Genomic DNA, 13,356 nt, shown 5'->3' with positions numbered 1-13,356 from the left:
GGAAAGAAATGGAGACTGTTACAGTAATTACAGAAAAAAAAGAAAAAAAGAGAAGAAATGAATCATCACCATGGCGACAAGCTTTTAAAAAGATAAAGAAAAATAAGATGGCACTTGTAGGGTTTTATGCATTAATTTTTATGTTTTTATTTTGTTTTATCGGTCCGTTCTTTTCTCCATATGCATCAGGAAAAATACAAGTTGCGCTCATTAACAAACCACCTAGTTTTTCTCATTGGCTTGGTACAGATCAATTAGGAAGAGATATTTTAACAAGGCTTATGCAAGCGGGACGTATTTCATTAACCATTGGTTTAGCTTCAATGGTTTTATCGGTTATACTTGGAGCTTTATTAGGAGCGATTGCAGGTTTTTATCGTGGTATTGTGGACAATATTATTATGCGACTTGCAGATATTTTAATGTCGATGCCAGGATTACCGTTACTTATTATAATGGGTGCGATTTTATCAGAGTGGAAAGTACCGTCTGATTATCGTTTGTATGTCATTATGATTATTTTAAGTTTAGTAGGTTGGCCAGGGCTTGCACGCCTTGTAAGAGGGCAAATTTTATCACTTAGGGAGCAAGCATTTATGCAAGCTGCGGATGTGTTAGGAATAAAAGATTACCGGAAAATTATATATCACTTAATACCTAATGTTTTACCCATTTTAATTGTCGTATCTACATTAGGTGTTGCAGGTTCTATTTTGGGAGAATCCGCACTAAGTTACTTAGGTCTTGGAGTCGTTCCACCTACACCATCATGGGGGAACATGATTAGCGCAGCTAACTCATTAATCGATTTCCAAAAGCGTCCATGGTTATGGATTCCGCCTGGTTTTGCAATCTTTATAACAGTTGTATCAATTAATTTACTTGGTGATGCACTTCGTGATGCATTAGATCCAAAGATGAGACGGTAGGTGAGGAGATATGAGTAAAGCGGTAGTAGAGCTGAAAGATTTACAAACACACTTTCAGACAGAAGAAGGGACAGTAAAAGCTGTGAATCATGTTAGTTTTTCTGTTCGAGAAGGTGAAACTGTTTGTGTTGTAGGTGAATCTGGTTGCGGAAAAAGTGTAACGGCGTTATCTATTATGGGACTTATTGCTGAATCAGGCAGTGTAGTAGGTGGAGATATTTTATATGAAGGAAAAAGTCTTTTAGGAATGAAAGAGAAAGAGCTTCGTAGTTTACGAGGGAATGATATTGCGATGATTTTCCAAGAACCGATGACATCGCTAAACCCCGTCTTCACTGTAGGAGAGCAAATTGTAGAAACGTTAAGGGAGCATGAATTACTTAGTAAAAATGAAGCATATAAGAAGGCAATTGAGTTAATTCGTAAAGTTGGCATAGCCCGCGCTGATGAAATCGTCCATTCTTATCCGCATGAACTGAGCGGCGGGATGTTACAACGTATTATGATTGCTGTTGCACTTAGTTGTAATCCTAAGTTATTAATTGCGGATGAACCAACAACAGCTCTTGATGTTACTATTCAGGCTCAAATATTGGATCTACTAAGACAAGTGAAAGAAGAATTTAAAACGTCGATTTTATTAATTACACATGACTTAGGTGTCGTAGCGGAAATGGCTGATTATGTTGTCGTTATGTATGGCGGGAAAGTTATCGAAGAAGCCCCAGTACTAGAGATATTCCAAAATCCAAAACATCCTTATACGAAAGGATTATTGAAATCAAAACCAGTAATGGGAAAACGAATAGATAAACTATATTCTATTCCAGGGCAAGTTCCGAATTTAGTTGGTTTAGGTGAGTTTTGCTACTTTAGTGGGCGTTGTGAGTATTGTATGGAAATATGTGGGAAAGAAGCCCCAAATCTAAATGTAAATGATGAAAATCATAAAGTAGCTTGCTGGCTATATGAGGAGCGTGCGGAACAATGAGTGAACCATTATTAGAGGTAAAAAATCTAAAGACATATTTTCCAATTAAGGGTGGCGTATTTAGTAGAACAATTGGGCATGTAAAAGCGGTTGATGGAGTAAGTTTTACTATTAATAAAGGTGAAGTGTTTGGTCTCGTTGGCGAATCAGGGAGCGGAAAAACAACAATAGGAAAAACAATTTTACGCCTCGTTCAAAAAACGGAGGGAGAAGTGAAGTTTAAAGGGAAAGATGTTCATTCTTTATCCAAGGATGAATTAAGAAAACATCGCCCTAATATGCAGCTCGTTTTCCAAGATCCATTTAGCTCATTAAATCCGAGAATGAGAATTGGAGAAGCGCTTGGAGAGCCAATGTTGGCCCACGGATTAGCGACGAAAGAAAATGTTCGTGAAAAGGTAATTGAAGTATTGGAGTTATGTGGGTTAGCTCCTTATCATATTGACCGGTATCCCCATGAGTTTTCTGGTGGACAACGTCAGCGTATCGTAATCGCAAGAGCTATGGTATTAAATCCGGAATTTATTGTAGCTGATGAACCTGTGGCGGCACTAGATGTATCTATCCAAGCACAAATTATTAATTTATTTAGTGAGTTACAAGAGAAAAAGGGATTATCTTATTTATTCATTTCGCATGATTTAAGTGTAGTAGAACATTTATGTACGAAAATCGGAATTATGTATTTAGGTACGATTGTGGAGACAGCACCGCGTGATGAGTTATTTACCAATCCGCTACATCCTTATACGAAAGCATTGTTATCAGCTGTTCCAATACCAGATCCAACAGTGAAGCGAGAGCGAATTATACTAGAAGGGGATATTCCAAGTCCAGCAAATCCACCTTCGGGCTGTCGTTTTCATACACGTTGCCCATTTGCAACGGATGTTTGTAAAAAAATAGTACCAGAATTCCGTAATGTTGGTGCAGAGCATTTTGTTGCTTGTCATCACGTATAAAAAAGGACTCTTTCAAATTGAAAGAGTCCTTTTCAGGCTGTGGAGAAAGTCTTCTCCACAGCCTGTTTTTGTGTCTGAACCTCTTTTTATGTGTCAACACTGATAAAAAAGAGGAAAAGGAGAGATTTTTTATGATGGGTGCTTTAAAAAATCATCGTGATGAGCGTGTATCTGTTTCTGTAGAAGAGTTGGTTCCACAAGATCATTTCCTTCGTGCAATTGAAGCGACAATTAGTTTTGATTTTATTGAAGAGAAGTTACGCCCTTATTACTGTGAAAACAATGGACGCCCGTCCATTCATCCTATTGTTTTATTTAAGATGATGTTTATTGGATATTTTTACGGTATTCGTTCTGAGCGTCAATTGGAAAAGGAAATTAAAACGAATATTGCCTACCGTTGGTTTTTAGGGTTTTCTCTATCGGATACTATTCCGGATCACTCTACAATCAGTTGGAATCGTCGTACTCGTTTTATTCATACAAATATTTTCGAAGAAATTTTTGATGAGATTGTGAGACAAGCGACGGAGCACCGGATGGTAGGAGGACGTGCACTGATGACAGATTCTACACATATTAAGGCCAATGCCAATAAAAATAAATTTGTACATAAATATAAAAAAGAAAAAGCAAAGTTTTATATAGACGAGCTAGAAGCTGCGGTAATCGAAGATCGTGAGGTACATGGAAAAAAGAATTAAAACCTAGAAAGGAAAGTGATACCCCTACCAAAAAAACTCGTATAAGTACAACGGATCCAGATAGTGGATTTTTAATGAGAGATGGAAAACCAAATGGTTTTCATTTCTTGGATCATCGTACGACTGATGCGAAGTACAATATTATTACAGATACCTATGTAACGGCTGGAAATATGGCAGATTCCGAGCCGTATTTAGCACGCCTCCAAGCTCAGATTGATAAATTCGACTTCAAAGTAGAAGCTGTTGCCCTTGATGCTGGCTATTTTACAGGATATATCTGTAAGAAACTATCAGAACGGAATATATTTATGGTGATGGGGTATCGCCGATTTGGAAAACGGAATAAAGAAGTACCGAAAAGCCAATTTAAATATGTAGAAGAAATGAATGTTTTCGCTTGTCCGATGGGATGTATTCTAGAATATGTAACAACTGATCGTGAAGGATACCGTCAATACAAATCGAATCCAGAAGACTGCGCTGTTTGTCCGTTACGTGAGGTGTGCTTTTCAAAGAAACAAAAACAAAAAGTTATCACTCATCATGTGTGGGAGAAATATAAGGATATTGCTAGAAAAAACAAGCTAACAGCTACAGGGAAAAGGTTGTATAAAGTACGCTGTTCCACTATAGAGCGAAGCTTTGCAGACGCCAAAGAACTACATGGCTACCGCTATGCCCGGTTTCGAGGGCTGAAGTCTGTCCAAATGCAAGCTTATCTCACCGCAGCTTGTCAAAACATGAAAAAAATAGCCCTCCACCTGACCAAAAAGGGTCAGGTGGAGGGCTATTTTTTAAAATTCTATTATTTTATGTTGTTTTTATTCGCTAAAATCAAAAAAGATTCCTTTTTTTATTTACTAGATTAAGTTTGTTTCAATACAAATTGCTCGATTGCGTGAGCAACACCATGTTCATTGTTTGTTAGTGTTACAACATCACATAGCTTTTTTACATCTTCTTCAGCGTTGCCCATTGCAACAGATAAGCCTGCTACTTCTAACATCGGTACATCATTAAAATTATCACCAATAGCAATTGTATCTTCAATAGGGATATTAAAATGAGCTGCCATCTGCTGTATCCCGTTTCCTTTATGTCCATTCTTATCCATAATTTCTAAGTTAGTAGGAGCCGATGCTGTAACCATAATATCAGCATCTTCTTGTAATATACTTAATAGTTGTGCGCGATGCGCTGCATTAAACGTTAAAATGAAGAATTTAGATATTTCTAGTTCTTGGTTATTTACAACATCTTCTATTTTTTTGAAATCAGTAATTAGGTTCGATTTCTTTTGCTTTTCTGTAATTCGTTCAAGTTCCTCTAATGTAACATCAAGCGCATGCTTATTTTCTTCGAATGCTTGCATCACTTGATCTTGCCATGTATATGGAGAATAAACTCCTTTATTCGTATATAGCTTATATGGGAAACCTTCAGATTCTAGTAATTTTGCAAGTTTGTACACTTTGTCGTTTTGTATACAACGCGAGTTAATTACTTTTCCATCCACATAAACAATAGCCCCATTGCTTGCTCCGACTGGAAGAGATACTTTATATTCTTCCAATAGCTTTAAAGCATCCTCTTTCGCACGACCAGAACAGATCATTACAATATGACCAGCTTCTTGTGCAGTTTGGATTGCTTGTAGGTTTTCTTTGGAGATTTCAAGATTAGATGATAGTAGTGTACCATCCATATCTAATGCGATTAATTTCAAAATGACCACCTCTTTGTTTTTATTATACATAGTTATATAGAGGAAACATATAAACTTATCTTGGAAAGACGGTATTTTATCTCATATTAAAAGTAAGTAAAGATTAGATAGGTTTAGTGTCACTAAATAAACGATTTGTAACAAAAATAGAGAGGAATATGACTACATTTCACTTTATGACTGTAATGTTACACGAATGTTACAAACGTGAACTTAGTGAAAAACGCATTAAATAAAGGCTTTTGAGGATTATTATAAAAAAACGTAAAAAAAGTGTAATAAATTTTACGTAATTATATTGCAACGTAATAATAGTTATGTTACATTAATGTTACAAACGTTACGTTATCAAATTTAATGTAACGTTAACATAAAAACTATGAAATAAACATTTCTTAGAAATTACATATAGATAACTTATAAAAAGGGAGGATAAATGATATGAAAGAGCAAGTATTACAAGTAACAAAAGGTGATTTCGTAGGATCAGCAAGTGGAGCGGTAGTATTAACAGCATTAATCGTATTTCTATCAAGCGTATTAGTATAATAGAAGCTTTGTAACAAAAGAAAAGGAAGGGAGAATGAAAGGTATGAAAGAGCAAGTATTACAAGTAACAAAAGGTGATTTCGTAGGATCAGCAAGTGGAGCGGTAGTATTAACAGCATTAATCGTATTTCTATCAAGCATATTAGTATAATAGAAGCTTTGTAACAAAAGAAAAGGAAGGGAGAATGAAAGATATGAAAGAGCAAGTATTACAAGTAACAAAAGGTGACTTCGTAGGATCAGCAAGTGGAGCAGTAGTATTAACAGCGTTAATCGTATTTCTATCAAGCGTATTAGTATAATAGAAGCTTTGTAACAAAAGAAAAGGAAGGGAGAATGAAAGATATGAAAGAGCAAGTATTACAAGTAACAAAAGGTGACTTCGTAGGATCAGCAAGTGGAGCGGTAGTATTAACAGCATTAATCGTATTTTTATCAAGTGTATTAGTATAATAGAAGTTTTAAATCAAACAAAAAAGGAAGGAGAATGAGGGATATGAACAGTGAACAAGTGTTTCAAGTAACAAAAATAGATTTATTAGGATCCTTAGGTGGAGCGGTAATATTAACATCATTTATTCTATTCCTTGCAAATGTATTAGTATGAGATATATAAATACAATCATTCAAAAAAAATAAAGACTCTAACGTATTAGTAAGTAGTTAATATGTTGGAGTCTTTTTTATATTCTTCTTATATCCCCTCAAGTATTAAAGTTACCTCATTATCCAGCATGCATGGCTAATTAAACGTTGCGGTTGAAACTTGATTCAACGAATAATCAAAAATCCACTGAATAAAATCCCGCTTTATTTCAAAGAGAAAAAAGTCGAATTTTATATGTAAGAAAAAAAGAGGAATTTGACAGAAAAGATAGAAAATTTTAAAGGTCAGAATTTGTTAGCTTGCTAACTAATTTCTATTAATTAACGTTGGAAACGTTTTCGGTTGGTTTTAAGTATGGACCATTTAATCTATTTACAGGGGGATGAAGATATTATGAAACAAAAATCTATGGATACGCTAGCTGCACAAATGGAGGACTTTTTTCCAGTACGTGATGTAGATCATTTGGAATTTTACGTAGGGAATGCAAAGCAATCGAGTTATTATCTTGCGAGAGCGTTCGGATTCAAAATTGTGGCTTACTCTGGATTAGAAACTGGAAACCGTGAAAAGGTATCTTATGTTCTTGTGCAAAAAAATATGCGTTTCGTTGTGTCTGGAGCTTTAAGTAGTGAAAATCGTATTGCAGAGTTTGTAAAGACTCATGGTGATGGCGTGAAGGATGTGGCACTACTTGTTGATGATGTTGATAAAGCATACTCAGAAGCAGTGAAACGTGGTGCCGTCGCAATTGCTCCACCGCAGGAATTAACAGATGAGGACGGTACATTGAAAAAAGCAGTTATTGGTACGTATGGTGATACAATTCATACGCTTGTAGAGCGTAAAAATTATAAAGGGGCATTTATGCCAGGATTCCAAAAGGTAGAATTTAATATTCCATTTGAAGAGTCTGGTTTAATTGCTGTTGATCATGTAGTTGGTAATGTTGAAAAAATGGAAGAGTGGGTTAGTTATTACGAGAATGTTATGGGCTTTAAACAAATGATTCATTTTGATGATGACGATATTAGTACAGAGTATTCGGCGTTAATGTCGAAAGTTATGACGAATGGAAGTCGTATTAAGTTTCCTATTAACGAACCAGCAGATGGAAAGAGAAAGTCACAAATTCAAGAGTATCTAGAATTCTATAATGGAGCTGGTGTACAACATCTTGCTTTATTAACAAGTGATATTGTTAAAACAGTTGAAGCGCTTCGTGCAAATGGGGTGGAGTTTTTAGATACACCTGATACTTATTATGATGAGTTAACTGCACGAGTTGGAAAAATCGATGAAGAAATTGATAAGTTAAAAGAATTAAAGATTTTAGTAGATCGTGATGATGAAGGTTACTTACTACAAATCTTTACGAAACCAATTGTAGATCGCCCGACTTTATTTATTGAAATCATTCAACGTAAAGGTTCTCGTGGATTTGGTGAAGGAAACTTTAAAGCGTTATTCGAATCAATTGAAAGAGAACAAGAGCGTCGCGGAAACTTATAAGATTTGTATCCACCAGCAAAAGTCCCTTTGCTGGTGGAAATTTCATTTTTATAAGGAGGAATCAGGATGAAATTTGTTACATTTCGTCTTCCTTCAAAAGAACTACGGGCTGGATGGCTTGAAGGTGACAAAGTAATAGATATGAATCTTGCTAGTGAAGGGAAAATCCCTTCTTCTATGATTGCTTTTTTAGAGAAAGCGGATGAGTATGTAGAAGTAGTGCGGAATATTAAGAATCCAAATAAGGGTATATATGCTTTAGAAGAAGTACAATTGACAGCTGCTCTTCCTAATCCGAGTAGTATTCGAGATTTTTACGCATTTGAACAACATGTAAAAACAGCTCGCGGACGAAGAGGATTAGATGTTGTGCCTGAATGGTATGATATTCCGGTTTTTTATTTTACTAATCATCGTGCTGTAATTGGTTCCAGTGATTTTGTAATTGGTCCGAAAAAGTCTAAAAAGCTTGATTATGAGTTGGAGATTGCTTGCGTAATAGGAAGAGAAGGGCGAAATATTTCTCGTGAGCAAGCAGAGGAATATATTTTTGGTTATTGCATTATGAACGACTGGAGTGCGAGAGACTTACAAGCAACAGAAATGAAAGTAGGTCTCGGTCCAGCGAAAGGAAAAGACTTTGCAACTTCTTTAGGAGCACATCTTGTTACGAAAGAGGAATTAGACGTTTATCGTAATGGTGATCGATATAATTTAGAAATGACTGCTCATGTAAATGGAAAACTATTATCAAAAGGAAACTTCCAAGATATTTACTATACATTTGCTGAAATGATTGAACGTGCTTCAGAGGACGTTACGTTATATCCAGGAGATGTGATTGGTTCTGGGACAGTAGGAACAGGATGTATTTTAGAACTGGGTACAGAAGAGTGGCTACAAGATGGAGATGTTGTAGAACTGTCGATTACTGGTTTAGGTACACTACGTAATACAATCAAAAAAGAAAAGGAAGCGGGTGATGGGCATGTTTTATCGTCACATGGGAGAACTACCTCATAAACGACATGTACAATTTCGTAAAAAAGATGGATCGCTTTATCGTGAACAGGTAATGGGAACAAAAGGTTTTTCTGGTACGCAGTCTATTTTGTATCATCATTATATGCCGACAGAAGTAGGTCATTCTGCATTATCGCATTCTTGTCAGTTGCAGTATGAAGAGGATGTTGCTCTTTCTCATCGCCACTTTCGAACGAAAGAAAGTAAAAAAAGTGGTGATGCAATAAGTGGACGGAATTTCATACTTGGAAATGAAGATTTATTAATTGGAGTAGTGAGTCCAACAGAAAAAATGGATTATTTCTATCGTAATGGTGATGGCGACGAAATGTTATTTGTTCATTATGGAACAGGGAAAATTGAAACGATGTTTGGAACGATTCACTATAGAAAAGGCGACTATGTAACGATTCCAATTGGAACGATTTATCGTGTTATTCCAGATGAAGGAGAGACTAAGTTTCTTGTTGTAGAGGCGAATAGCCAAATTACAACGCCGCGTCGTTATCGAAATGAATACGGACAATTGTTAGAGCATAGTCCGTTTTGTGAAAGAGATCTTCGTGGTCCAGAAAAATTAGAGACATATGATGAAAAAGGCGAGTTTGTCGTAATGACAAAATCAAGAGGCTATATGCATAAACATGTTTTAGGACACCACCCGTTAGATGTTGTGGGATGGGATGGCTATTTATATCCGTGGGTATTTAATGTAGAGGATTTTGAACCAATTACAGGGCGCATTCATCAGCCACCGCCAGTACATCAAACATTTGAAGGACATAATTTTGTTATTTGCTCTTTCGTACCACGTTTATACGATTATCATCCAGAGTCAATTCCGGCACCATATTATCATAGTAATGTTAATAGTGATGAAGTTCTTTACTATGTAGAAGGAAACTTTATGAGTCGCAAAGGTGTGGAAGAAGGTTCTATTACACTTCATCCGAGCGGGATTCCCCATGGACCGCATCCGGGGAAAACAGAGGCAAGTATAGGGAAGAAAGAGACGCTTGAATTAGCTGTTATGATAGACACATTCCGTCCGCTTCGTATTGTAAAACAAGCACATGAAACAGAAGATGAAAAGTATATGTATAGCTGGATTGAACAAGGTTCATATACTGTGAAATAAGTAAAAAGGCATGCTCTCAATAAGGGGGCATGCCTTTTTCACGGAATCGACATGTATAATAATACCAAAAAAATAATGGAAAGATATATAGAAAGAATAATAAGGATTGTGCATATTCAGAAGAATTTCTACTTGTTTCGACAAAAGTATTGACTAGGAAAAGCGTAATGAGTAAAATAAAAAAGCGAATTAAAAATTTTCAGAAAATTTAAAACTTGGAGGAGTGAAAGATGAAGCAAATTTTTCAAAAGAAGCCAATTGCAAAGTTAATGCAAGAAAGTAAGCAAAAAACGTTAGCAAGAACATTGGGCGCGCTAGATTTAACTATGCTTGGAATCGGAGCAATTGTTGGAACTGGTATTTTTGTTCTAACGGGTGTTGTGGCAGCGAAACATTCTGGGCCAGCTATTATATTATCATTTGCGATTGCCGCTCTAGCTTGTGCCTTTGCTGCATTTTGTTATGCTGAATTTGCTTCTTCAGTTCCTGTCTCGGGCAGTGTGTATACGTATACATACGCGACGATGGGGGAAGTATTCGCATTTTTAATTGGCTGGGACTTAATGCTGGAATATTTACTTGCTACATCTGCTGTAGCGAACGGTTGGTCTGCATATTTTCAATCTTTATTAAAGGGGTTTGGAATTCATATTCCGACTATTCTCTCCTCGGCTCCTGGTACAGGTAAGGGTGGAATAATTGATCTACCTGCAGTTCTAATTATTTTAGTGATGACAGTTCTTTTATCTAGGGGTGTTCGTGAAAGTGCACGAGTAAATAACATTATGGTATTTATTAAAATAGCAGTTGTTCTTATTTTTATCTTTGCTGGTTTTAATTATGTGAAACCTGAAAACTGGACGCCTTTTATGCCATTTGGTTTAGATGGTGTAATGGCTGGAGCGGCTACAGTATTCTTCGCATTTATAGGATTTGATGCAGTTTCAACAGCGGCAGAAGAAGTGAAACGTCCGCAACGTGATTTACCAATTGGTATTATTGCATCGTTATTAATTTGTACAGTTCTTTATATCGTTGTTTCGCTTATTTTGACAGGAATTGTTCCATACGGACAGCTAAATATATCAGATCCAGTTGCTTTTGCACTTCAATTTATTGGACAAGATGGTTTAGCGGGGGTAATTTCAGTAGGAGCAATTACAGGGATTACAACAGTAATGCTAGTTATGATGTATGGGCAAGTTCGTGTTTCTTATGCGATGAGCCGAGATGGTTTACTGCCGAAACGTCTTGCTAAAGTTCATCCGAAATTTAAAACGCCATTTTTAAATACATGGACAACGGGAATTATTGCGGCACTGATTTCAGGATTAATAGATTTAAATGTTTTAGCACATCTTGTAAATATGGGGACATTGTCAGCATTTGCACTCGTAGCTGTTGCGGTAATCGTAATGAGAAGAACACATCCAGACTTACCAAGGGCATTTAAGGCTCCGCTTGTACCATTTTTACCAGCATTAACAGTGATCTTCTGTTTATACTTAATGCTTCAATTATCGGGGACAGCATGGATTAGTTTTGGGATATGGATGGTTATTGGTATAGCGGTTTACTTCTTATATAGCCGAAAACATAGTGCTTTAAATAATAGTAAAAAAGAAGAAGATGTTGCAAATTTATAAGTGAAAAAATCCATTCTAATTCTGTTAGAATGGATTTTTTTATTTGAAAATTTACATTTTTCTGAACTTATTATAAGATAATTGTTGGCTAACTAAAGGGGTGAAATGATGAAAAATACGTGGCGTGAGTTAAGGGAGATGGACCGTAACGTATGGATTCGATTTATTGGAGAGACGTTAAATGGAATTGCAATGATGATGTTAATGCCTTTTTTTGCATTATATTTAAAAGATAAGGTAGATTCGTTGTTGGAAGTTGGGGTTATTATGGCGCTTTCTCCAATTGCTGCAAGTTTTGGATCACTTATAGGAGGGAGAATTGCTGACATATATGGAAGAAAGCCTATTATGATATTTTCTATGGCAAGTAATGCATTATTAATGCTCGGTTTTCTATTTATAGAAGGATTTATTCCATATGCAATTTTATCTATTTTTTTAGGGTTGAGTAATTCTTTATTTCATCCAGCTGCATCAGCTATGGTCGCGGATGTAACGGCACCAGAAAAAAGAACAGAGGCATATGGTTTATTACGAATGGGACACAATATAGGTGCTGCGATTGGTCCGATAATGGGAGCATCAGTAGTTGTGTTGTCAAAGAACCTTGTGTTTATTATTGCCTCTTCTACAATGCTATTTTATGCGTTACTTGTATTACTTCTTATTCAAGAGACGATGCCAAAGAGGACAGATAAGGAAGAACATAAAGAAAAGGAATCTGGGGCAGTTTGGAAAATTGTAATGCGAGATAAGGCATTAATGATTTACTTATTAGCAGGTATTATCATTTCGATGGGGTTTTCTCAAACGGAAGGCATGTTGCCACTACATTTTGATAATGAAATGAAGCGTATTTTTGGAACGAACAATCCATATCCATATTTAATGGCGTTAAACGGACTATTAGTTGTTTTATTCCAGTTTCAAATTTCAAAATGGTCTACGGATAAACCGGTCGGGAAGACGATGTTATATGGTGCATGTTTATTCGGGATTGGATTATTTTTTATAGGGTGGTTACCGAAGTGGTTTGGAGAATTTAATACAAATGCTACAATTATTTTAATAACACTACTGTTCGTTTATGCTTTATATACGTTAGGTGAAATGATTATGTCGCCTGTACAGATGACATTTGTAGCAAATTTGGCCCCTGAGCATTTGAGAGGGACTTATATGGGAGCTGCAAGTTTGCAGTGGATTACAGGAAGCGCATTTGGTCCACTTTTGGGCGGTTTTTTATTAGATCGATTACTTGGTCACTTTCTATTTACAATTTTAGCTGTAGGATGTGTAGTTGCAGGTATTGTATATGTTTCTTTAGATCGCCTTGTTGAGCAAAGGCAAAAAGACACACTAACCAAACAATCTTCTTAGTGAATAGGTGACATACACAAAAAAGGGGATTTCTACATATTTTAGGTACATAACTAGATTAGATTGTCATTTTATTTTGTGTAGTTATATAGAAAATGAAATGAAAAACCAATAAGTGATGTTATTTAATTATTTATGGAAGTTACATTTTATTTCAAATAGGAACTACCTATTTTTATAAAAAGT

14 protein-coding genes and 1 pseudogene are annotated in these 13,356 nt (G+C 35.9%); 14 read left to right on the top strand and 1 reads right to left on the bottom strand.

What is annotated here, in order from left to right; genetic code table 11:
* Positions 1–8 precede the first annotated feature (8 nt).
* The 4 genes and pseudogenes from opp4C to AC3WVZ_RS25700 all read left to right on the top strand — a co-directional run.
* The gene (gene opp4C, locus AC3WVZ_RS25715) at positions 9–929 is read left to right on the top strand and encodes an oligopeptide ABC transporter permease (RefSeq protein ID WP_000451077.1); all 921 of its coding nucleotides are present in this window, start codon (positions 9–11) and stop codon (positions 927–929) included.
* A 10-nt stretch (positions 930–939) separates the two neighbouring features.
* Positions 940–1,920 (top strand): ABC transporter ATP-binding protein, encoded by a 981-nt coding sequence (locus AC3WVZ_RS25710; protein ID WP_233935613.1) that lies wholly within the window; start codon positions 940–942, stop codon positions 1,918–1,920.
* Positions 1,917–2,882, top strand: a complete 966-nt coding sequence (locus tag AC3WVZ_RS25705; RefSeq protein ID WP_001294518.1) for an ABC transporter ATP-binding protein — start codon at positions 1,917–1,919, stop codon at positions 2,880–2,882. Before AC3WVZ_RS25710 ends, AC3WVZ_RS25705 begins: the two co-directional genes overlap by 4 nt.
* A 131-nt stretch (positions 2,883–3,013) precedes the next feature.
* A pseudogene (locus tag AC3WVZ_RS25700) lies at positions 3,014–4,383 on the top strand (IS1182-like element ISBth7 family transposase); the annotation flags it as partial.
* Positions 4,384–4,454: 71 nt separating this feature from the next.
* On the opposite strand, the gene AC3WVZ_RS25695 reads toward AC3WVZ_RS25700, so the two are convergent.
* Positions 4,455–5,315 (bottom strand): Cof-type HAD-IIB family hydrolase, encoded by an 861-nt coding sequence (locus tag AC3WVZ_RS25695; protein ID WP_233935610.1) that lies wholly within the window; start codon positions 5,313–5,315, stop codon positions 4,455–4,457.
* Positions 5,316–5,756: 441 nt separating this feature from the next.
* Between AC3WVZ_RS25695 and AC3WVZ_RS25690 the strand changes: the two genes are divergently transcribed.
* The 10 genes from AC3WVZ_RS25690 to AC3WVZ_RS25645 all read left to right on the top strand — a co-directional run bounded on the left by AC3WVZ_RS25690 (position 5,757) and on the right by AC3WVZ_RS25645 (position 13,170).
* Positions 5,757–5,864, top strand: coding sequence for a DUF3948 family protein (locus AC3WVZ_RS25690; protein ID WP_000664237.1), 108 nt, complete (start codon positions 5,757–5,759; stop codon positions 5,862–5,864).
* Positions 5,865–5,907: 43 nt separating this feature from the next.
* A complete protein-coding gene (locus AC3WVZ_RS25685) occupies positions 5,908–6,015 on the top strand; it encodes a DUF3948 family protein (RefSeq protein WP_098683442.1) in 108 nt (35 codons plus the stop codon).
* Between the two features lie 34 nt (positions 6,016–6,049).
* Positions 6,050–6,166 carry a DUF3948 family protein gene (locus AC3WVZ_RS25680; protein ID WP_000654250.1) on the top strand — a complete coding sequence of 39 codons (117 nt, stop codon included), beginning with the start codon at positions 6,050–6,052 and terminating at the stop codon, positions 6,164–6,166.
* Positions 6,167–6,200: 34 nt separating this feature from the next.
* Positions 6,201–6,317 (top strand): DUF3948 family protein, encoded by a 117-nt coding sequence (locus AC3WVZ_RS25675; protein ID WP_000654250.1) that lies wholly within the window; start codon positions 6,201–6,203, stop codon positions 6,315–6,317.
* 43 nt (positions 6,318–6,360) lie between these two features.
* A complete protein-coding gene (locus AC3WVZ_RS25670) occupies positions 6,361–6,471 on the top strand; it encodes a DUF3948 family protein (protein WP_001083689.1) in 111 nt (36 codons plus the stop codon).
* A 393-nt stretch (positions 6,472–6,864) separates the two neighbouring features.
* Positions 6,865–7,983: a 4-hydroxyphenylpyruvate dioxygenase gene (hppD, locus tag AC3WVZ_RS25665; RefSeq protein WP_000810922.1), complete on the top strand. Its 1,119-nt coding sequence runs from the start codon at positions 6,865–6,867 to the stop codon at positions 7,981–7,983.
* Between the two features lie 66 nt (positions 7,984–8,049).
* On the top strand, positions 8,050–9,006 hold the full coding sequence (locus tag AC3WVZ_RS25660; RefSeq protein WP_000674004.1) for a fumarylacetoacetate hydrolase family protein: 957 nt from the start codon (positions 8,050–8,052) through the stop codon (positions 9,004–9,006).
* Positions 8,972–10,144 (top strand): homogentisate 1,2-dioxygenase, encoded by a 1,173-nt coding sequence (locus tag AC3WVZ_RS25655; RefSeq protein WP_013141710.1) that lies wholly within the window; start codon positions 8,972–8,974, stop codon positions 10,142–10,144. Before AC3WVZ_RS25660 ends, AC3WVZ_RS25655 begins: the two co-directional genes overlap by 35 nt.
* 230 nt (positions 10,145–10,374) lie before the next feature.
* A complete protein-coding gene (gene bcaP, locus AC3WVZ_RS25650) occupies positions 10,375–11,790 on the top strand; it encodes a branched-chain amino acid transporter BcaP (protein ID WP_000809361.1) in 1,416 nt (471 codons plus the stop codon).
* A gap of 108 nt (positions 11,791–11,898) precedes the next feature.
* Positions 11,899–13,170 (top strand): MDR family MFS transporter, encoded by a 1,272-nt coding sequence (locus tag AC3WVZ_RS25645; protein WP_233936608.1) that lies wholly within the window; start codon positions 11,899–11,901, stop codon positions 13,168–13,170.
* Positions 13,171–13,356 lie beyond the last annotated feature (186 nt).

Source organism: Bacillus sp. CPT56D-587-MTF, from assembly GCF_058792335.1.
This window is presented reverse-complemented; position numbering and strand designations above follow the sequence as displayed.